The following is a 21,488-nucleotide window of genomic DNA, read 5'->3' on the forward strand; positions in this document are numbered from 1 at the left end:
CTAAAACAGAAATACAACAACAAAATTTAAAATCAATTAACTCATAAAACCAAACGAAAATGAAACATTTAGCTGTAATGATGCTGTTCTTTGTAGGCTGTATAGCCCTGAACGCACAAGAAGTCACGGTTACCGGAAAGGTCACCGATGAGGAGGGCATAGGTTTATCGGGTGCCACCGTATATGCCATTGAACTCGGGGTGGGAACCACTGCCGATATGGATGGTAACTACGAACTTTCACTGCCTACGGGAAAGGTCTTGCTCGAGGCTTCGTACGTCGGTTTTTCGGCTTCCTCAAAAAATGTGGAGGTCTCCGGGGCCACCACGATAGATTTTGTACTGTCCCCTGCTAGTTTTCTCGACGAGGTAGTAGTATATTCCGGATCAAAGAAGGCCGAAAAATTGACCAGTTCCATCGCCACCGTCATCACCATCGGAGCCCGTGAAATAGACCGTTATGCAGGTAATCCTGCAGAGCTGTTGGCCCGCAAAAAAGGGGTCGATTACTTTAGGGCGGGTATTGCCGCACCGGCCTTTAATATTCGAGGCTTTAATTCCAATTTCAACTCCAAAAACCTTCAGGTGGTAGACAATCGTTTTTCGTCCTTGATCGCTACGGGGCTTCCCATGGGGCCTTTGACCACCACGATCAAGGAAGATACGGAGCAGGTAGAACTCATCTTGGGCCCGAATGCCACACTTTACGGTCCCAATGCCCATAACGGACTCATCAATACCATTACCAAAGACCCTCGTAAACACGAAGGGCTGACGGTTGCCGGCAACCTTGGGGTTACCGGGGATGGTGACGCCTATTATTCGGGAAGGTTGCGATTTGCCAAAAAGTTTAACGATAAATGGGCCTTCAAGGCCACCGGTGAATACACCAAGGCCAAGGAATTCCACTATGCCGATTCGGTTTACATCGACCGTAAGTTGGCCGATGGAAGTCCGGGAATGGACGGTGTTAAAGAGGCCTATGAAGAATTTGAACTCGACAACAACGTCGAATTCTTTAAGACCGAGGCAAGTGCCTATTTTACCCCAAAGGCGGGTACCGACCTTATCGCTACCTACGGCCATAGCAACAGTACCTACCTTTCACCTACCAATGTGGGTAGAAACCAGATTATAGATTGGCGCATCAATGTCTTTCAACTGCGGTTCAACACCAAGAACTTCTTTGCACAGACCTATTTTACCACGAGTAAGACCGATGATACCTATTCCATAGACGACCGTACAAAGCAATATTATGTGGGTATCGATTCAGGATTGAGTCCCGAGGAAGCTGCAGGTGAATTTTCCTATCTCAGTGGAGCCCGCTTTAAGGACGATTCAAAACGATGGAACGCGGAAGTGCAATACAGCAATACCCTGTTCGAAAACCTGGAACTGATTACAGGTATCCAATACCAAAAGGATATGGCCAATAGTTTGGGCACCTATCTTTTAGACGAGAACGAAGACGACACCATCGATGTGGCACAGCTTGGCGGCTACCTGCACCTGAATTATGATTTTGGTAGCGGATTCAAGGCGCTTGCCGCCGCACGGGTGGACAACCACGATATTTACGGCACCAATTTTATTCCCAAACTCGGACTTTCAAAAGAGATGGAAAAAGGAAGCTTTAGGCTTACCTACGGGCAGGGGATCGCCGCACCTACCATTCTGAACATGTACGGAAACCTTTTTGGGGGACTTATTCTGGGTAACGCCGAGGGCTTTACCTTGGCCGATGGCTCCAAGGTAGATCCCCAGGACGTAGAAAAGGTAAGCACCTATGAAATTGGTTACCGCGGTGCCCTTGCAGATAAACTGTATACCGATATCAATGCATACTACAATGTAAACAAAGACTTTTTGAGTCCCGTTACCGTCGTGGGCGTTACCACCCATCGTGGCGATACCCAGATAGAAGAGGTACAGGCCGCCTATGGGGTGTATAACGGATTGGTGGCTACCTACATCAATTTTGGGGAAGTGAATACCTACGGGGCCGACCTTAGCCTTACCTATTCCTTTTCCCCGGAATGGAGCATGACGGCCAATTATTCCTATTTCGATTATTCCTTTGACGAGGACAATATGGAAAACGACTTTAATAACGATGGTGAGGTCAACTTCCTCGATTTCTTGGTCAATGCTCCGAAAAACAAGGGCGGACTCGGTATCAACTATTACGGTTCGCGCTTCTTCGGTTCCGTTTTCGGAAGGGCCGTACAGAAGTACAATTACTTCTCCAGTTTCCAGATCGCTTCCGAGACCCTTCCGGGGATGACCTACAGAGGGGTTCCCATTGTTGAGGATGCACCTAGTGGAGATGCCTATAACTACGGCCCCTTGGGCGGCTTTGTTACCATGGACCTGAATATCGGGTACAAGGTAAGCGACAAGGTTACCGTTTCCTTGGCAGCCACCAACCTGTTCAACAACGAGCTGCGCGAGTTTACCGCTGCACCTCCCACACGCGGACTCTATGTTCTGGAAACAAAAATTCATTTGGATTAAGCCCCTTACAAATAATATTTATGAAGAACGCAAAGATCATTGCCTCGGGGATGTACGTTCCCGATCAAATACTCCCCAATGCCTATTTTAACGAGTTGTTGGGCGAGGATGTGGATACCTGGTTACGAGAAAACGTACAGATTTACGAACGTAGATGGTGCAAAGAGAACGAGTCTACGGCCGACCTATGCCACGGTGCCGCTTCGGAAGCCCTGCAGAATGCGGGACTGAAAGCAACGGAAATAGACCTTATTATCGTAGCCACCGATACCCCGGAATACATTTCACCGTCAACGGCCGCAGTATTGCAACACCGTTTGGGGGCCAAAAACGCAGGTACTTTTGACCTAAATGCCGCCTGTGCAGGTTTTGTGACGGCCACCGAAACGGCCACCCACTACATCCGCAGCGGATCGGTAAACAACGTACTGGTCGTAGGCGCCTATGCCATGAGCAAATATTTAAACAAGACGGACAAGAAGACCGTAACCCTATTTGCCGATGGCGCCGGGGCCGTGGTACTCACGGCCACCGACGAGAAGAACAAGGGGCACCAAACCGGAAAGCTCATCTCGCAAGGGCAGTATACCGATTGGATGGGCATTTACGGTGGAGGCACCAAAAACCCCATCTCGGACAAGGTATTGCAACAAAAGGACCACAAACTGAAGTTCGTGAAGAAATTTCCGCCCGAACTGAATCCCAATATGTGGAGCGGCCTGGCCAAAGAGCTTGCCGGCAACATGAATATCGACATAGGGGAAGTAGCTCAATTTTTTATTACCCAAATCAATATCAATGCCATTAAGGAAACCCTTCGTATCTTGGATGTGGACCAGAACAAGGCCCATACCGTGATGCACCATTATGGCTATACGGGTTCGGCCTGTATACCGATGGCCTTTCACGAGGCATGGGAACAGCGAAAAGTAAAAGAGGGCGACACCCTGTTTTTTATCGGATCAGGAGGAGGACTGGCCTTTGCGGCAAATGCATTTATACTATAAGAATACCCATGTTCAATACGTTTGATTGGTTTAACAAGTGGGCGGACTACCACCCCAATAAAACGGCGGTCAAAGACCCCGTTTCGGGTAGGAGCCTCACGTATAAAGAAATAGATACGGCGGCGAATGCCTTGGCACAACACCTACGGGAACGTTACCAAATGGCCATGGGCGACCGGGTGGCGATTATTGCCGAAAACCACCTGGCCCAAGTGATTCTTTTTGCCGTCGCCCAAAAGACGGGCATCATCTTGGTGCCCATAAATTTTAGATTGGCATCCAAGGAAATGGAGGCGCTGCTGACCGACTCGCAGTGCAAATTGGCCTATACCGATGGTTGTGTCGACCTTAAAGACCTTACGACCAAGACCGAATTCGCAGACCTGGCATCGGTGTATAATTTTACGGAGAAAGAGGCGCCTTTGGCCTTCGAGCCGCAACTCACCGAAGACGCGCCCCTATTTATACTGTACACTAGTGGCACTACGGGCCTTCCCAAAGGGATTCTCTATACCCATAAAATGCTTTTTTGGAACAGTATAAACACCACCCAGAGCCTATTGATCAATAACGACACCGTTACGCTCAACTGCATGCCGCTGTTCCATACCGGCGGTTGGAACGTACTTTTAACGCCCGTGCTGCATCGTGGCGGTACGGTAATCATGTTCAAAAAGTTTGATGCCCTTGCCGTGCTCAACTGTATTGTAGAGGAACGGCTAGACCTGTTCATGGCCGTGCCCACCATGCTAAAAATGATGGCCGAACTACCGGAATTTACAAGGGCCGACATAAGCTGCCTGCACTATATTGTGGTAGGCGGGGAAAGTATGCCACTGAACCTTATCGAAACCTTCCACCGTAAAAACGTACCTATCAGACAGGGTTACGGACTTACGGAAGCCGGCCCCAACCTGACCTCTTTGCACCAAGACGATGCCCATAGAAAGCAGGGCTCTATCGGTAAGCCCAATTTTTATGTGGATGTAAAAATTTTAGGGGAAGACGGAAACGAAGCCCCTACCGACACCCCCGGTGAAATATTGATCGGTGGCCCTATGGTCATGCCCGGATATTGGAAGAATCCTGAAACCACCAAGGCGGCAAAAATGGGCCATTGGCTGCGCACCGGCGACATTGGAAGAATGGATGATGAGGGCTTTATCTATATTATGGACCGCAAAAAGAACATGTACATCAGTGGTGGTGAAAACGTATACCCTGCCGAAGTGGAACGGGCCTTGCTACAGCACCCGAACATACGGGAAGCCGTTGTCATCGCCGGGCCGCACAAAAAGTGGGGCGAATGCGGCGTGGCCTTTCTGGTAGCGGAGCCCCAGCCCGACAAAGAGGAGCTTAAAAGCTTTTGCAAAACGCATTTGGCCAAGTTTAAGATTCCCTCGGAATTCTATTTTGTGAAAAACATCCCCAAGAACGAAACGGGCAAACTGGACCGAAAAAGGGTCAAGTCCGACTTCCTAAAACAACAGCTTACCCCATAGTTCATTAAAATATATATCCCCCGACAAACGTCGGGGGTTTTTTAGCTTATGAATGCCCAATTATGGAACAATCGTAAAAGGATAGGGGCTATGCCCCACGTTTATTTGGCAGGGCAATGTTTATTCGTTACCTTGAAATACGATGAAAACAGGTGCATTTTTTTTACTCTTGTTGTTGGCCGTGCCACAAGGGTTTTGCCAAAAAGGAATCGACCTAGGTGGCGATAAACTTTTGATCGAAATTTTTAACCCAAGCCAGATACAGGGCTTGGAATCCATAGTTAGGTACGTTGACCATAGGGTTTTAGAAGGAAGGGATACGGCCGATGCCAATGAGGCCTATCATCTTTTTTTGGAGGAAATGGCGCTTTTTAATGATAAGGCCGCAAAGCCTCCAGGGGATAAGGTGCCTTTTCAGGAGGAGGAAAAATATAAATTCTTGGAAGCTGTGGATGCCTCTCTCTTCAATGCTGTCTGGAAATTTGAAGACCACAGTGGTGTACTACGCTATAAGGATACCGTCTATCGCAACCTTAAAAACTTCAAATCCCTCAAATTAAGGCCGTTTGGTAAGTACATGGACTATATGGGCGAAATTGGAAAAAACGATCCGTATTTTCTATCCCTACGAAAGCAAATGGGCGATGTTGGAAACCTAAGTGCGGGCTCTGCATATGGCTTTGTCAAAAACCACGCAAATTTTGATTTTAATGTTCCGAAAAACAGATTATGGGCGGCAATCTATCTCATAAGTATAGAGGAAGATTATGAAACAAAGCTCGACAGGTATTTTAAGGCCCAATAAACCGATTGCCCACCATGGGTCCGTAAGTATGGGTCGAAAATAGCAAAGACTTTCATTTTTTTAGCAGTTGCTGTCAATTGGTGCCTAGTGAAGAATCCCTTACAATAAGATTGGTTTTTATTTCTACCGTTTTGGTAACGATTTCGTTTTTGGGGTTTTTGATTTCGTCGATCAAGAATTTTACGGCGGTGCGGCCAATTCTATCCCCTGGTTGGTCTACGGTCGTTAGGGCAGGCTGTATGATCGTTGAGTTGACCGAGTTGCTAAAACCGACTACGGCCACTTCATCGGGTATTTTAATGTTGAGTTTATGCAGGGCCTTGATGGCCCCGATGGCGGCGTTGTCGGTAATGGCAAAAATGGCATCCGGCCGTTTTTTTAGGCTGAGCAGTATGTTGGTCAAACGCCGGCCATTGGCTATGGATATATCCTCGGTACTTTGAATGATCTTTTTGCGAATGGGAAGTCCGTGATGGTTGAGGGCCCTCAAATAACCGGCGTAGCGTTTTTCCGAATTATAGGAATTCTCGGTTTCCTTAATTATGGCAATTCTTTGCTTACCTAGTTCGATCAGGTGCTCAACGGCATTAAAGGCAGCTTCCTCTTCGTTGATTACTATTTGAGTGCAGGGCACCTTGCTCGACACCTTATCGAACAAAACGATGGGTACCCTTTCCAAAACGTTTAAGACTTCATCTACCCTGGTGGTTTTTCTGGCCAAAGACATTAAAATACCGTCTACCCCGAACTGGTTCATGGTCCGCAGCATCTCTATTTGCTTGGTCTCACTGTTCTTTGATTCCGATATGATTACCCGATAGCCCCTAAGCTCCGCTTCCTCTAGAATGCCCTTTAAGATGGTCGAGGTAAACATATGGGAGATATTGGGCACGATTACTCCCAACATATAGGTTTCATGCGATCGAAAGCCCCTGGCGAACAAGTTGGGGGCATAGTGCAATTGCTTGGCCAACTTCTGTACGCGTTCCTTGGTTTCGATACTGATATCGGGGTGGTCGTTCAACGCACGCGAGACGGTTGAAATCGATAGGTTCAGTTCTTGGGCGAGTTCTTTTAGGGTGATGTTTCTCTTTTTGCTCACATTCAATCAATTATAAAATCAAAAATAATCTTTTTGCAAACGTTTGCGGTAACGTTTGCATACGAAATGCGCAAAAATTTTGTCATATGGTTATGGTATTCGAATAATTTCACCCCTCAATTTATTGTTTAATGAATTTTTAACTCAACTCACTACAAATTTTAACATTATGAAAAAAATTATTTTTGCGGTAATGGGGCTATTGACCGCAATTCATTCCTTTGCCCAGACCGATATCAGCGGTAGCGTTACCGACAGCGCTGGCGAACCGATTCCCGGAGCGAATATTTTTATCGTGGGAAGTACTTCGGGTACCACCTCCGATTTTGATGGAAATTTTACATTTACTACCGATCTTATGGGTAGCCAAGTACTTAGGGCTTCTTACCTCGGTTTTACCACTGTAGAGCAAACGATCGACCTTAACGGTAGTCCGTTGACCGTTGAATTTGTCATGCAGGAAGGCGGGCAGCAGTTAGATGAGGTTGTTCTTACCGCTTCGAGTACCTTTCGTTCACAGAAACAGGCGCCCCTTTCGATAAGCTCCGTTAAAATGAAGGAAATAACCAAATTGTCGGCCAATAGCCAAGCCGATATTTTAAGAAGCGTACCGGGCATTACCGCGGAAGGTGGTGGAGGTGAAACGGCAAGTAATATATTCGTAAGGGGACTTCCCTCTGGGGGGCAATACGTTTTTAACCCCTTGCAATACGATGGTATGCCCTTGATCAGTTCTTTCGGACTCAACTCTTCGGCCCACGATGTCTATGCCAGGCCCGATATCGGTTTCAAGGGTGTGGAATTCGTTCGTGGGGGTGCAGCTGTACTGTACGGTGCCGGATCTGTGGCCGGAATCATCAACTATACCAGTAAAACCGGGGATACCAACCCCGGTAATGTCATTAACCTAGAGGTGGCCGACCAAGGAAGGATAAAAACCGATTTCTATAGCGGAGGCCAACTGGGTGGTGAAGACTCGAACACCTACTATGCGTTTACAGGTTTTGTTCGACATGATCGCGGGCCCATCGATGTCGGTCTGCCTACCAAGGGTGTACAGTTTCGCGGCAATATTAAAAAGAAATTTGATAAGGGGTCGTTTACGATCCATGGCCAGTTTATAAATGACAATGCCCAATTCTATCTGCCCATACCCCTTTCGGGAGGAAGCCGCGAACGGATCAATGGCAACGATGGCGAGCCGGTAGAGCAATTACTTACCGGAGCATTGGCCAATACCTCCTTTAATACCCCGGGGGGAATGTATCAGAGTCCCATTGCAGACGGGGTATCGACTACGGGAGGTTACCTCTTGGGCGATTTCAACTATCGCTTCAACGACGACCTTAAACTACAATCAAAAATAAGGTACGCCAACTACAAACATAACTTCGCGCTCTACGTGGCAGGAAACGGAAACAACGGTAACCCGATTAGCCTTGACAACTATGTAGAGAGTATCGCTCCGGCCAACCAAGGGTATACGGCCACATATCAAAGTGGGTCCGGAGCCCAGATCAACGGTTCCGATTTGGTAATCGACAACCTACATGTAGATCGCTTGCGACCCATGACCGACTATTCTGGTGAAATCAATCTTACAAAAACGATCAACACCTCCAACGGTGGAAGCCATAACATTACCCTGGGTTCATTTATAGCGCGAAGTGAGGCCGAAGACGTAAACTATCAGTATCGGGTATTGACCGAGTTCAACAACAACCCTCAATTGGTGAACTTGAGTTATGTCGATGCCGACGGCAACAATGTTATCTATTCGCAGGGAGGCCTTTACGACCGTATTGGCCAGACCTCAAACAACTTCTTGTCGCAAAACAGGGTCGCCCTGTATCTGACCGATGAGATCATTGCCGATAAATGGCGCTTTGACGTAGGCTTTCGTTGGGAACATACCGATGGCGAAAATAGCCGCGGCGGCATCTATTCCGAAACCGTTTATACCGATGCCGATATCACCGCCGAACTAAGTGATGTACAATCGGCCGACGGTACTTTTTTAAGAACAAAGGTAAGTGCCGATGCTTGGGCCCTTTCCTTGGCGGGTCTTTATGAACTGACAGAGACCACGAATTTGTACGCCAACTTTTCAAAAGGCTATTTCTTTCCGCAACTTAGAGGTTTTACCCCCGTTCCCGGTATTGATGAAAGTAAGTACGACCCTGAAAATATAATCCAGTTCGAAGCGGGGGCAAAATTTGGAAACGAGAGGTTTTCGGGGTCAATTGCGGGGTATTACGTGGGGCTGACCGACAGGGTTTCCATTCGTCAGGCCATTGTTGGCGGCCAACTGATCGATGAGACCAGGGCAGAGCAAAACACACGGACCATAGGTTTGGAGGCAACGTGGGATTACACCCTTGTCGAAAACCTAAACCTACGGGGTACCGCCACCTATCAAGCCCATGAAATAACCAAAAATACCAATTTTGACCTGGTGAACGGTACATCTACCGAAGCCAACGTGGGCAATGAGCTGGCAAGACAGCCCAACTTTTTGGGAGGCCTGGGCCTTTACTACGATAATTCTGTAATCGATGCCAACTTCGGTGTCAACCATACCGGTAAAAAATTTACCGACGACACCAATAATATTGAGCTCGATGCGATAAATATTGGACGCTTGGGAGCTGGGTACACTTTTGGGGAACTCGAAAACAACCAGTCGCTACGCCTTGGTTTCTCGGTTTTCAATCTTTTCGATAGCTCGGGTATTACAGAAGGTAATCCGAGAGCGGGCGTTGCCGGGCAGAGCGAATCGGAATTCTTTGTCGGTCGGCCGATCCTGCCCAGAAGGTTCTTCTTGACCGCTACCTTTAATTTTTAAGACAAATAGAGTTAGAAAGTTAGTTTACTCAAAAAAGACATTGGCGAATCAAAGGGCCGCCAATGTCTTTTTACCAAATAAAAATTATGATCGAAAATTTGACACAGCGTGCCAAGGAAGTTTTGAATGGCAATTTTCAGGCCGAAGGCTTTACCATTCCCAGTAAAGGTTTGTATCCGTTTCAATGGAAATGGGACTCGGGCTTTATCGCGATAGGTTTTGCCCATTACGATATGGAAAAGGCCAAAGCGGAAATCGGAACCTTGCTAAAGGCCCAATGGGACAACGGATTTATACCGCACATTGTTTTTCATACCGAGAATGACTCCTATTTTCCGGGGGCTGATTTCCATCAGTCGAATTTACACCCGCAGTCTTCTAAAAAATATAGGTCTACCGGTATGACCCAACCCCCGGTAACGGGCTTTGTGCTTCAAGAAATGTACCGGATCGCGGATGATAAGCAAGACCTGCTAAGGTTTATCGAAGAACATATCGATAAGGTCTACCAGAATCACGCTTACTTCTATACCCATAGAGACCCGAACAACGAAGGCTTGATGTACATATATCACAATTGGGAGTCGGGAACGGACAACTCGCCCGTTTGGGACGCTATTTGGGAAACCATGAACCCTCCGCATTACGACGTAAAACGAAAGGATACTACCCACGTAGATGTTTCCCAAAGGCCTTCCAACAGGGAATACGACCACTATCTTTACCTTATAGATATTGCCAAGGAACATCGATATGACGATGCCAAGATAGCCGAGTTGTCACCCTTCTTGGTACAAGACCCTTTGTTCAATGCCATGCTGATCAAATCGAACGAGGCCTTGATCGAACTGTATGGGCTTATCGGAAACAATACCGAAAAAATAAGGCAGCTCAAACAATGGCAGGAAAAAAGCATACGGGGCTGTAACGAAAAACTTTTTGATGAAGCCTTAGGGGCCTATGTACACTATGATCTTAGAAATGACCGTCCGATCCGGCATGTTACTTCGTCTTCATTCTCTCCCCTGTTCGCTAAAATACCCGATCAAGACCGAGCGGCTATTTTGGTGAAAACCATGCTCGAAAGGTTTGGCGGCGACGATAAATATTTATGTGCTTCCTTCGACCCGACGGATGAACGGTTTGATCCGCGAAAGTATTGGAGGGGCCCCGTTTGGATCAATATGAATTGGATGCTGTACTACGGACTCAAAAATTACGGTTTTTTAAAGATCGCCGAGCGTATGAGGAAGGATTCTATAGAATTGATCGAACGCGACGGTTTTTATGAGTATTTTGATTGTCGAAAAGACAATGGTGAGCCGAATCGAAGGGGATACGGCGGTAGTAATTTTTCATGGAGCGCCGCCTTGTTGATCGATCTTTTGAAGAATTGATTTGGGTGTAGATACCTGTAAAAATCCTAGTCTGTATTTTCCCGATTGAAATTGGAAGGGGGGCTCTCGTATAAAAAACAAGCTTGTTGTATGAACTATTTAGATTATATCGTAATTGTCGTTTATTTGGCCGGGTTTCTGGGCTTGGGCTTCCTGTTCAAGGAAAACAACTCGGGGGGCGACTATTTTTTGGGAGGACGCAAAACCTCATGGCTGCCTTTGAGCCTGTCGGCCATGGCGACCCAACTTTCGGCCATAAGCTTTATTTCCGCACCCGCCTTCGTAGGCCTTAAGGACGGTGGCGGTATGCAATGGCTCACCTATGAGTTTGGGGTGCCCCTGGCCATGGCTTTTTTATTGATCGCCCTCTTGCCCACCCTTTATAAGTCGGGGATCGTTAGCGTTTATGAATACCTTGAGAAACGCTTTGATGCCTCTTCGCGCTTGTTGATCAGTTTTGTCTTTCAGATAAGCCGTTCAGTGGCGACGGGGGTTATGGTCTATACAATGGCCTTGATCTTACAGGCTACCATTCAATTGGATTTTTGGATTTCCATTCTGATCATCGGCCTTATTACCATGGTCTACTCTTTTCAGGGCGGCATGAAAGCAGTGATATGGGGCGATGTAATACAAATGGGCATTCTCTTTTTGGGCATAGTTATCTGCCTTTACTACGGTTTTGGCGAACTCGGTGGAATAGATAATTTCCTTACCCATGTAGACCAAGATCGTATTACAGCTGTAGATTTTGGTAAATGGGGCTTTAATAATGCCGACGGAAACGACGAATTCGGATTTTGGCCCATGGTCATCGGTGGTTTTTTTCTTTATGCCTCCTATTATGGAACGGATCAAACACAGTCGCAAAGACTGCTGTCTTCAAGTAGCATGTCGAACCTGAAGAAACTGATGATGGCAAACGGACTCCTTCGTTTTCCCTTTACGTTAACCTATTGTATCATGGGGCTTGTACTGGGCACACTGTTACTACAGGATGTAAGCTTTCAAGAACAAATGGAAACGGTCTACCAGGCCAATATCGGTTCCTTGCAAGGAAAGAAAGCGGATCTAATGGTGCCCGTATTTATTATCAAGTACCTGCCAAACGGGGTAATCGGAATATTGATCGTGGCCATTATGTCGGCCGCCATGTCGACCTTGAGCTCAACGGTAAACTCCCTTTCCGCGGTAACTATGGAAGATTTCGTAAAACGTTTCAATCCGGGTATGTCCGATAAAAAATATATGGGCTATTCTAGATTGTTGTCTATTTTTTGGGGACTTGTTTGTCTGTTCTTTGCCTTTTTTGCGGGCAATATCGAGGGTACCGTAATTGAGGTGATCAATAAGATCAGTTCGGTTTTTTACGGACCGATTTTGGCAGCCTTTATCTTGGCCATTTTAACTAAAAGGACACACGCACTGGGGGCCAACATAGGTATTGTTGTAGGCGTATTGTTCAATATTTACCTCTGGCTCTACGTTCCGCAGATTTTTTGGTTCTGGTGGAACGCCTTGGGCTGTCTGGTCACCATTCTGGTGGCACTTGCGGTAAGTTTTACAATCAAGCGAAAGGCCAACGAAGGCCTTGAGGTAGTCTATTATGCAGGTAAGAAGGAAGTGGCGATTTTGGCCGCTTATTTTATTGCAATTGTCTTGTTCAGTATATCTTTACCTAACATCCTTAATTGATCAAATCTATGAAATTCGTAATCGCTCCCGATAAATTTAAGGGCTCGTTGACCGGTTTTGAATTCTGCAATGCGGTCGAGGAAGGACTTCGTATGGTCTTTCCTGATGCGGAAATAGTAAAAATGCCCTTGGCCGATGGCGGTGACGGTACCATGGAGGTCATTAAGCACTACCTCAAGGGAGAAACGGTGGCGGTAAACGTACACGACCCCTTGTTCCGAACCATCGAGGCCCCTTACCTATATGCCGGGGAAAATGGAGTGGCCTATATAGAGATGGCCGAGGCATCGGGACTTAAATTACTGAAGGACGATGAAAGAAATTGTATGCAATCGACTAGTCTGGGAACAGGGGAGCTTATGGCGCATGCCCTGGATAGGGGTGCTAAAAGCATTATTTTGGGTATCGGTGGCAGTGCCACCAACGACGGGGGCATGGGCGTGGCCTCGGCATTGGGATATCGGTTTCTCGATGACAAGGGTGCCGAATTGAAACCGATAGGCCGTAGCCTGTCGGCTATTAAAGGCATAGATGCCTCAAAGGTACATTCCAAGCTTCGGGAGGTTGAGGTAAAAGTGGCCTGTGATGTAAACAATCCGCTTTACGGCAAGGAAGGGGCCGCCCATGTTTTTGCCGCCCAAAAAGGGGCTACCGATAAGGAAATAGAACAGTTAGACGCGGGCCTGCGCAACTATGCGGAAGTCGTATTGGGGCAATACGGCATCGATCTGCAAAACATAAAGGGAGCCGGTGCCGCCGGAGGAATCGGAGGGGGTGCCATGGCCTTTTTAAACGGACAATTGACGTCGGGGATCGAATTGATCAAGGAACTGGCACATTTTGATCGGGCCATCGAAGGGAGCGATTGGGTCATAACCGGGGAGGGCCGCTTGGATGCACAGACCCTTACCGGAAAAACGATCCAAGGCGTAGTGGTGTCGGCCCAAAGGAAAAATATACCGGTAGCGGCCCTTTGTGGTTCGCTTGAAATTACGGTAGAACAGCAAGAGGCCCTAGGGCTAGACTACGTAACGGCCATCGTACAGGGTATTACAACACTACAAGAGGCCATGGAATCCAGTTATTCGAATTTGGTCAAGTCTACCTATAACTTTGCAAAAGTTTTGGGCGCCCCATGAGTATGGAAGAGGACCAAAGGGGGTATGTCGAACATCTTGGCTTTGCTTTTTACTCCTTTTTCAGCTGCTCGATCAATTTTGGGGAAACTTTAAGTACCGTTCCGTGTCGGGTTCCTTCGGGAAAAACGATTTGGTCTGAAATATCTTCCCAGTTTTCTAGGTCTTTTGAACGAACGGCCCCGTATTTATGGTCCCTATATTTGTCAAAGTAGACTACCCACTCGTCGTTGATCTTGATAGCGGTCGGCCCTTCGGCCCAATAGTCTCCCGTAATGGGCTCGCTTGCGGCCGTGTAGGGGCCCTTTAACCTATCGGCGTAGGCAATCTTAATGTTTTTCTGGGGAGGGTCGGGGGTCTCGTCCTTTAAGAACATGATGTACTTGTCGTCCAATTTTTGAATGGAGGCATCTATTACGTTGAATCCGGGATCGTACAACAATTCGGTAGGCGTAAAGGTTTCAAAGTCTTTGGTCGTAGTGGCGTACATACGGTGGTTGTAGCCATTCTCCTTTTTTGATTTGGTTTCCGGAAAACGGCCTTTGATGGTGCTGGCCCAATAGATCATATAGCTTCCGTTTTCGGGGTCGTAGGTAATCTCGGGTGCCCACGTATTCTTGGTGTCCGGTTCATGGGCCATTACGGGAATGAATTTTTGTTCCGACCAATGGATCAGGTCTTTCGAACGCGCATAGCCAATGCCCTTGTCCGTCCAGCTTACCGTCCATACCATATGAAAATTCCCGTCCCTGCCCTTGATGATACAGGGGTCGCGCATGAGGGAATCCTTGCCTACCCTTGGGGTTAAGAACGATTGGTCGTTTTTTAAGGATTGCCACTTATAACCGTCTTCACTGTAAGCAAAATGAAGTCCGTCTTCACCGTTCCCTTTAAAGTACGAGAAGAGATAAACGTCTTTGTTCGGCAACCAATCGTTGGCCCTTAGCCAGTTTTCACAATCGGTGGGCCAATGTTTGTTGGTGCCAAAGACACCGAGGCCCATACCGTGTTTTCCTTTTTCGTACAAATGCATTTCGGCGGGCACTTTGTTTTCCTTTAGGGCCAAGTAGTAGCGTATACTGTTTTCGACCGGTACGGCCTGGTCTTCGGTAGTGTGAACAAGAAATGCCGGCGGGGTGTGCTGGTCTACCTGCTTTTCGTTGGAAAATTTTGATAGGTCGGAAGGGCTGGGGCTTTCGCCCAAAAGCTTGGTTCTGGATCCCATGTGGGTAATGCCTTCTTCCATAGAGATGACCGGATAGATCAGGATCGAGAAATCGGGTCGGGCACTGGTTCCGTCCTTTACCTCATAGACCTTGTCGTTATAGTGGGTAGAAAGGGTAGCGGCCAGATGACCGCCTGCCGAAAAGCCCATAATGCCCACTTTGTTCGGGTCGATATTCCATTGGGCGGCATTTCTGCGTACCGTTCGCAAGGCTTCCTGGGCATCTTGCAAGGGTCCGACGGACTTGTTTTTCATGGTGCCGTCATAGGGCATCCTATACTTGAGTACCAGGGCCGATATTCCTAGGGAATTGAACCATTTGGCCACTTTATACCCTTCTTTGTTGATGGCCAAATGCGAATAGCCCCCACCTGGGCAGATGACCACGGCAGTGCCCGTAGCAATTTTTTCATCCGCCTGAAAAAGGATGAGCTCGGGATCCGATACCTTGCTGTAGCCCCGTACGGTGCCCGTTGGGTCGTATTGAACCTGCTCTTTGTACGAGGCATCGTTAAGGGCGTCGGGCGCACCGTTTGGCCAAAGGGGCAGGGTCTTTTCTTGTGGGTAGACGAATTGGATTGTTGTTAACAGTAAGGCTAAGGTTCCCAGGAATGGGGCACGTCCCATTTTTTTCATTTGTATCATTGTTTTGTTCGGTACACTTGCTTGGGTCAAAAAAGCATTCTAAGGCCCTGCTTTATGGATTTTTGGAAATAGGACGACCTTAACGACCCCTTTTTCGCGGGATTGAAGATAGCTAAAAATCCGAATCCGTAAAAACCATTCCCGGATCAGGGACATGTATTGACGACTATTGCGATCAAATTGCGGTACCCGGTCCGATTTTGCTTTTTGGGGTTACCGATAAAGAGGAGGGAAGCTCAAAGACCTCCAGTCCGAAATAGGGCAATGCGGCCAAGAGATGGTCAAAGATATCGGCCATGATGTATTCGTAGTTTTCCCATCTCTTGTCTGAACTAAAGGCATAGACTTCCAAGGGAATGCCCTGGGATGTAGGAGCCAATTGACGGACCATTAAGGTCATGCCCTTGTTGATGACCGAAAGGTTTTGCAGGTAATCGTTTACGTACTTTCTGAATATGCCGATATTGGTAAGGTTTCTGCCGTTGACGGGCAAGGCTTTGTCTATGCCGTTCGAGGTGTTGTAAGACCGTATTTGGTCGGTTCGCGTGACAAGGTATTGTTCTATCAACTGTACCTTTTTGAGGTTCTCTACATCGTCATCGCTTAAAAAACGGACGCTTTTTTGGCTAATGACCAATGCGCGTTTTATACGTCGCCCTCCCGACTCTTGCATGTTGCGCCAGTTCTTAAAGGAATCCGAAATCAAAGAGTAAGTGGGTATGGTGGTCACCGTCATGTCAAAGTTGCGCACTTTTACCGTGGCAAGGGTAATTTCGATAACATCGCCATCGGCCCCGTATTTTTCAAAAGTGATCCAATCGCCGATACGCACCATATCGTTGATACTCACCTGTATGCTGGCGACCAGGCCAAGGATGGAATCCTTGAATATCAACAGGATTATTGCCGAACCTGCGCCCAAGGCCGTAAAGAACTTCCAGATCTGAACATCGGTAATTATGGCAACGATGGTCAACGAACCAATGAACCAGGCAAAGATCATGAATACCTGTATGTAGCTATCCATGGGTTTGTCGCGAAACCTCGGCTTGGTCTTCAGGTAGTCGTTCGTACTTCTAAAAACGCTCTTGACCACAATAAGGGTCAAGATGACGAAGGATATGCGCAGTATTTTAAAGGCGATGTTGCCGGCGTACTCAAAATCGACGAAGGCAAAGGGCAGCAACTCGTACAATAGGCCTAAGGGCAGAATGTGGGCAACATATCGGGGTACTTTGTTGGCCACCAAAAAATTGTCGTAGTTGGTTTTCGATTTTCGGGCCAATCGGACGGATATGGAACGCAGGACTTTCCAGACCAATATGTCTAGAAACCAAGCCAAAATCAGTCCTCCGATCAATACAATCGCTAGGTTGAGGTATGCGGCCACGTCTTCGCTCAAACCTATTTCCAACAGGTATTTGTAGAGTAAACGAGATAGTCCGGGTTTCATTTTTTGAATCGTTTTGAACGAAAGAAAGCAAAATTACATCTTGCAAGGTAATTTTGGGACAATAACCGAAGTTATAACAAAAAATTATAGAAAAGGCAAGGTGCGGAAAAGCACCTTGCCTATACATACCTACGCCGAAGGGGTATTGACTGCCGAGTTTACTTCATTTTATAGACCTCACTGCCCGCCAGGAGAAAGCAACCCAAGCCATAATCTTCAAAGTCGGGAATTTTGTCGTACGAAAGGGGTTGTCCGTCTTTTGGCTCTTTTCCGGTGGACTGAAGGTAGCCCAAAAACCCTGATTCGTGCAAGCCTTCGGTTACCATGGCGTTCCATGCCTTTTTGATTACCGGTAGGTAGGTGGCCCTGTCCAACAGTCCGTTGTTTACGCCATAGGCCATGGCATAGGTAAATAGGGCCGTACCCGACAGTTCTTTGCCCCCGTAATTTTTTGGGTCGTGTAGGCTAACGTTCCAAAAGCCGTCCTTTCTTTGAATGGGTACCAGGGCTTCTGCCATGGCCCTTAGATCGGCCACGTATTGTTGGCGATGGGGCGCATTCTCGGGAATGATCGAGAGTACCTTTGCGAGGGCTGCAATAACCCATCCGTTGCCACGGCTCCAATAACAATCTTCCCCATTGGGCTCGGTGTACGGGGGGTCGAAGTCCGCATCGCGCCACCACAGGCCGTCTTCGGGGTTAAAAAGCCCGTTGTCGCCGTGTTCGTTGCGGGTATACATATACATTTGGTGCATTTTTTCGTAATAACGATTGTCGTTTTCAAGGACGCCCATTTTGGCAAATACGGGCATGCCCATTTGTATGGCATCGATCCACGACCAGTCGTCAAGTTGCGGGGTGTTGAGCAGCATGTTCATGGTGGCCCTTGTGCTCTTGAGCTTTCGGGGGTCGGGTTCTAGGTTGTACAGGTCGATATAGGTCTGCGCGGCGCAATAATCGTCGGCATTTCGATTGGCGGCGCCATACCTGAAGCTCCACTTGTGAAATTCGGCCCAATCGTAGGCATATTGGTAGTATTCTTCCTTGGGCCATATTTCGTACAGGGCCATTAGTCCTTCGTAATAGACGCCGCGGGTCCAGATGTTGCTGGGCCTCTCCTTATTGGTGATGATCGTCTTGCCCACATCGGGCCATTTTTTCATGAAATAGGCATTGGCGGTCTGCATGTTTTCCAGCACCTTTTCCCGATCAAAGGGTTGTGCCTGGAGCAATGTAATACCAAATAGGGCAAAAATTAGCAATGTAAATGATTTCATAGGGTCGAGTTTTAGTTGTTTTGTTCAAGTTTTAGGGGTACGAGGGTCGGGGTTTGCAAAAGCCCGGAAGGCATGGGGCGCCACTTGGTGGCGTCGAATTTTTCATAATCCTTGTTGACCATGTTGATTTCATGGAAGATTTTCCATTCTTCCCCCCGAAGTTCTTTGGCACGGATTCTATTGGCGGGCAAGTTGGTCACCTCGATCCTAAGCTTGTTCTTCCCTTTTTTTAACGAGCCTATATTTAAGTTAAAGGGAGCGGACCAGACGGTGCCGATATACTTTTCGTTTACAAATATCTTGGCGCTTTCGCGAACATCGCCCAATTGTAGCTGCCAATTTGTTATTTCTTCGGATGGATTGTCGAATGTTATTTCGTAGCTGCCCGTTCCGGAAAAATACTCGGCGGCCTCCGAAAGGGCTGTCCATGAGCCGAATTGCCTGACCGTCGCGGCTTCGGGAAGCTTTGGACCTCCCTTTAAGAACGAAAGTTTCCAGTCGCCTTCAATGGGGTACTCGATGTCCATTGGGCGAAAATAGGGCCAATCCTGTAGCCCTTCGTTTGCACCCGTTTTTAGGAACAAGGCCCCTCCTGATGGAATGGAGACCTTTACCATGGTCCGGTTGCTTTCCCTTTTGATTTTCGCTTTGCCGTAGTTGCCGTCCAAGGGGTCGAGAAGGGTGACCCCTTCCGTTGTATGTGTGATGGGAATATAGGAGTCGATGTGCTTGGCGGTATGGTTGACGAGGTAGTATATTTTCTCTTTCCCGATACGCCTTCGAATAAATTTGAGACCTGTTTCTACCAAGGTTTCGGCCTGTACGTCGGCATCTTGTAGGTCGTGCAAAAGGTTTTGGGTTTCTTTGGTTTCAGGTATATTCGAAACAAGTTTCGTCAATTCTTCGTTTCTTGTTTTATACCTATAAAAGCCGGGTACACTTTTTGGAAGCCCCTCGAATATGACGGAAGCCCCTTCCTGTTTTAGTGCAATCAGTTTCTTTAGGGTCGACAAAGGCATGTTATCGCATTTGGGAACCACTAGGCTTTTGTAGCTTCCGCCGGGCAGAACGATTTTATTGTCGACAACCTCGGCCTTTTCTATAAAGCGATCCGAAATAAAATCGGTGCTTATGCCTTGGGACATCAATTTTTGTGTTGTCCGATAAAATGGGGTGTTCAACAACCATTCGTCCAATGAGTGGATCTTGAATTGAAAGAACAAGGTGCCCTTTAGGTAATCGTCCCAAACATCGTAAATGGGCCAATAGATAAGGGTTTCATTATCGGGTTGGCCCGTTTGGAGCATGCTTTGGCAGCGGGTGATGTACGAAAAAAGTGCGGGGGCATCTTCCCAAATGGTATTGTTCGCATTAAAGTTTACCGAGGCGTAGAATTTCCAGCCGGGCCACTCGGCATGGGCCGGGGAATAGGTCGATCCGTGCAGAAAAATGTGGTTTACCCCGTTCAACAATAGGTCTTCGGCTTCCGGTTTGCATTGTGAAAGCGCTGTTTTAAAATGGTCTCGAAGCCACGTAAAGGTTTCCGAAGAGGTTAGGGGTTTGCCCGAAATATGCGCCGCCGAGGAGGAAAATTTTAGCATTACGGGATCGGCATCGCCCTGTCTAATGTCTTCATGTTCCCTTCTAAAGCCTTTGATGTCGTAGGGCATGGAGCCAAAGGTCTCACACTCGGGAATATCGGCGGAGGCATACATGTCGATCAGGTTTCCCGGCGAACCGTGGGCCTGTAAACGTGTTTTAAAACCCTTGTTGTTGGCCCACGCCGTCCATGGTTCGTCAAATTGGGTCAACAACAGATCCGATAGGGTCTCCCTGTAATCGCTACGTATGCGGTTTCCTTTGGGGTTTTTGTCTTTGTCGAACAGCAAGTGCACATAGGGCGCCAGGTCGTAGCCCCTGAGTTTTTCGAATGCCTCGAAGAAATCGGGGGTAAGATCGGTGTGGTATACCTCATAGCTATCGTTAAAGATGCTCCTGATTTTTTGTCCGTGGCTCTCAAAGGCTTGGTCGAAGGGTTTTACATAGTTGTCGAAGGCTTCCTTTGAGTAGTGGTCTACGGTCGGGCCTTGTCCCCCGGGGGCGGCCCTTTTGACTTGTTGTCCGGTTTTGCCGATATATAGAATGTACAAGGTATGGTCGCTCTTTTTGGCCTTCCACTTTAGAAAGGAGTTCTCAACAAGTGGGGTAAGGTTTTTAAAAGTGCCCGATGCATCGTAGGCAAGTACATATTTTAATTCGGCCTGGGGCCGGTCTTTTTTGTTGGAGGGGTGCAGTCTCCTTTCGATTTTGGTACCTTTCTCGAGGCGAAGGGTATCTACCACTAGTTTTGTCGCCGCATATTCTTGGGTTACCTGCGGACCGCCATAGGGCCAACCCGTTCCCAAGGTCATGTCGACCTGCATCCCTAGGCTGTCGGCAAGGGCTATGGTTTTGTCGAGGGCCAGAAGCCATTCTTCCGAAAGGTAGTCCAAGTAGTTGGCCTCTTCGCCCTTTACCCCGTATATGGGTTGTATCTCTACCCCGCCGAGGCCCGCCTTGCCCATAGATACCAAGGCTTTTTCTATGCCGGCGCCATCGACGGCATTGCCCATCCACCACCAGCGGGTCCACGGTTTAGTAATATTCGTGGTTTGCGGCCACGGGTCGTCCGTTTGGTACTGAGCAAAGGAGGCGTGGTGCGAACAAAGTACGACCACAGCAAATACAATCGATTGCACAAAAGAGGCGGACAAGGGTGCTTTTATCATTGGTTCCATAGTGTTGTTCGGTCGATCGGGACCTAAAATACAGGTTAAAGGTACAAATTCCATCCTGTGCTGTACTGTTTCTCTCAAGCAGGACGTTTGCCGAATGGGGCATTGT

At 47.7% G+C, this 21,488-nt stretch carries 13 protein-coding genes; 8 read left to right on the plus strand and 5 right to left on the minus strand.

Annotation, left to right across the window (positions count from 1 at the left end; genetic code table 11):
- Nucleotides 1–59 precede the first annotated feature (59 nt).
- The 4 genes from BUB37_RS03430 to BUB37_RS03445 all read left to right on the plus strand — a co-directional run bounded on the left by BUB37_RS03430 (nucleotide 60) and on the right by BUB37_RS03445 (nucleotide 5,830).
- Nucleotides 60–2,516, plus strand: coding sequence for a TonB-dependent receptor (locus tag BUB37_RS03430; protein ID WP_072988518.1), 2,457 nt, complete (start codon nucleotides 60–62; stop codon nucleotides 2,514–2,516).
- A 20-nt stretch (nucleotides 2,517–2,536) separates the two neighbouring features.
- A complete protein-coding gene (locus tag BUB37_RS03435) occupies nucleotides 2,537–3,523 on the plus strand; it encodes a 3-oxoacyl-ACP synthase III family protein (RefSeq protein WP_072988522.1) in 987 nt (328 codons plus the stop codon).
- A gap of 8 nt (nucleotides 3,524–3,531) precedes the next feature.
- Entirely contained in the window at nucleotides 3,532–5,025 is a 1,494-nt protein-coding gene (gene menE / locus BUB37_RS03440) for an o-succinylbenzoate--CoA ligase (RefSeq protein ID WP_072988525.1), read from the plus strand.
- A gap of 142 nt (nucleotides 5,026–5,167) precedes the next feature.
- The gene (locus BUB37_RS03445; protein WP_072988528.1) at nucleotides 5,168–5,830 is read left to right on the plus strand and encodes a hypothetical protein; all 663 of its coding nucleotides are present in this window, start codon (nucleotides 5,168–5,170) and stop codon (nucleotides 5,828–5,830) included.
- A gap of 73 nt (nucleotides 5,831–5,903) precedes the next feature.
- Here BUB37_RS03445 and BUB37_RS03450 read toward each other — a convergent pair whose 3' ends face one another.
- Nucleotides 5,904–6,932 carry a LacI family DNA-binding transcriptional regulator gene (locus BUB37_RS03450; protein ID WP_072989743.1) on the minus strand — a complete coding sequence of 343 codons (1,029 nt, stop codon included), beginning with the start codon at nucleotides 6,930–6,932 and terminating at the stop codon, nucleotides 5,904–5,906.
- Between the two features lie 169 nt (nucleotides 6,933–7,101).
- Here BUB37_RS03450 and BUB37_RS03455 point away from each other — a divergent pair, with 169 nt between their 5' ends.
- From BUB37_RS03455 to BUB37_RS03470, 4 genes are all read left to right on the plus strand, one after another.
- On the plus strand, nucleotides 7,102–9,777 hold the full coding sequence (locus BUB37_RS03455; protein ID WP_072988531.1) for a TonB-dependent receptor: 2,676 nt from the start codon (nucleotides 7,102–7,104) through the stop codon (nucleotides 9,775–9,777).
- A gap of 86 nt (nucleotides 9,778–9,863) precedes the next feature.
- Nucleotides 9,864–11,174, plus strand: coding sequence for an amylo-alpha-1,6-glucosidase (locus tag BUB37_RS03460; RefSeq protein ID WP_072989745.1), 1,311 nt, complete (start codon nucleotides 9,864–9,866; stop codon nucleotides 11,172–11,174).
- 90 nt (nucleotides 11,175–11,264) lie between these two features.
- Nucleotides 11,265–12,869 (plus strand): sodium:solute symporter family protein, encoded by a 1,605-nt coding sequence (locus tag BUB37_RS03465; protein WP_072988534.1) that lies wholly within the window; start codon nucleotides 11,265–11,267, stop codon nucleotides 12,867–12,869.
- Between the two features lie 8 nt (nucleotides 12,870–12,877).
- Nucleotides 12,878–14,008 (plus strand): glycerate kinase, encoded by a 1,131-nt coding sequence (locus tag BUB37_RS03470; protein WP_072988538.1) that lies wholly within the window; start codon nucleotides 12,878–12,880, stop codon nucleotides 14,006–14,008.
- A 49-nt stretch (nucleotides 14,009–14,057) separates the two neighbouring features.
- Here the strand turns inward: BUB37_RS03470 and BUB37_RS03475 are convergent, their stop codons facing one another.
- The 4 genes from BUB37_RS03475 to BUB37_RS03490 all read right to left on the minus strand — a co-directional run bounded on the left by BUB37_RS03475 (nucleotide 14,058) and on the right by BUB37_RS03490 (nucleotide 21,373).
- Nucleotides 14,058–15,866: a prolyl oligopeptidase family serine peptidase gene (locus BUB37_RS03475; RefSeq protein WP_244526713.1), complete on the minus strand. Its 1,809-nt coding sequence runs from the start codon at nucleotides 15,864–15,866 to the stop codon at nucleotides 14,058–14,060.
- 184 nt (nucleotides 15,867–16,050) lie between these two features.
- A complete protein-coding gene (locus tag BUB37_RS03480; protein ID WP_072988542.1) occupies nucleotides 16,051–17,328 on the minus strand; it encodes a mechanosensitive ion channel family protein in 1,278 nt (425 codons plus the stop codon).
- A 158-nt stretch (nucleotides 17,329–17,486) separates the two neighbouring features.
- Nucleotides 17,487–18,605, minus strand: a complete 1,119-nt coding sequence (locus tag BUB37_RS03485) for a glycoside hydrolase family 88/105 protein (protein WP_072988545.1) — start codon at nucleotides 18,603–18,605, stop codon at nucleotides 17,487–17,489.
- 11 nt (nucleotides 18,606–18,616) lie between these two features.
- Nucleotides 18,617–21,373 carry a glycosyl hydrolase gene (locus tag BUB37_RS03490; protein ID WP_072988548.1) on the minus strand — a complete coding sequence of 919 codons (2,757 nt, stop codon included), beginning with the start codon at nucleotides 21,371–21,373 and terminating at the stop codon, nucleotides 18,617–18,619.
- Between the last annotated feature and the right edge of the window lie 115 nt (nucleotides 21,374–21,488).

Source organism: Pseudozobellia thermophila (assembly GCF_900141855.1).
GTDB lineage: Bacteria > Bacteroidota > Bacteroidia > Flavobacteriales > Flavobacteriaceae > Pseudozobellia > Pseudozobellia thermophila.

Bases quoted from the DNA above. Each gene is read 5' to 3' on its own strand.
- BUB37_RS03465 (WP_072988534.1), top strand. From the start codon at position 11,265: ATGAACTATTTAGATTATATCGTAATTGTCGTTTATTTGGCCGGGTTT.
- BUB37_RS03470 (WP_072988538.1), top strand. From the start codon at position 12,878: ATGAAATTCGTAATCGCTCCCGATAAATTTAAGGGCTCGTTGACCGGT.
- menE (WP_072988525.1), top strand. From the start codon at position 3,532: ATGTTCAATACGTTTGATTGGTTTAACAAGTGGGCGGACTACCACCCC.
- BUB37_RS03460 (WP_072989745.1), top strand. From the start codon at position 9,864: ATGATCGAAAATTTGACACAGCGTGCCAAGGAAGTTTTGAATGGCAAT.
- BUB37_RS03445 (WP_072988528.1), top strand. From the start codon at position 5,168: ATGAAAACAGGTGCATTTTTTTTACTCTTGTTGTTGGCCGTGCCACAA.
- BUB37_RS03475 (WP_244526713.1), bottom strand. From the start codon at position 15,866: ATGAAAAAAATGGGACGTGCCCCATTCCTGGGAACCTTAGCCTTACTG.
- BUB37_RS03485 (WP_072988545.1), bottom strand. From the start codon at position 18,605: ATGAAATCATTTACATTGCTAATTTTTGCCCTATTTGGTATTACATTG.
- BUB37_RS03435 (WP_072988522.1), top strand. From the start codon at position 2,537: ATGAAGAACGCAAAGATCATTGCCTCGGGGATGTACGTTCCCGATCAA.
- BUB37_RS03490 (WP_072988548.1), bottom strand. From the start codon at position 21,373: ATGATAAAAGCACCCTTGTCCGCCTCTTTTGTGCAATCGATTGTATTT.
- BUB37_RS03430 (WP_072988518.1), top strand. From the start codon at position 60: ATGAAACATTTAGCTGTAATGATGCTGTTCTTTGTAGGCTGTATAGCC.
- BUB37_RS03480 (WP_072988542.1), bottom strand. From the start codon at position 17,328: ATGAAACCCGGACTATCTCGTTTACTCTACAAATACCTGTTGGAAATA.
- BUB37_RS03455 (WP_072988531.1), top strand. From the start codon at position 7,102: ATGAAAAAAATTATTTTTGCGGTAATGGGGCTATTGACCGCAATTCAT.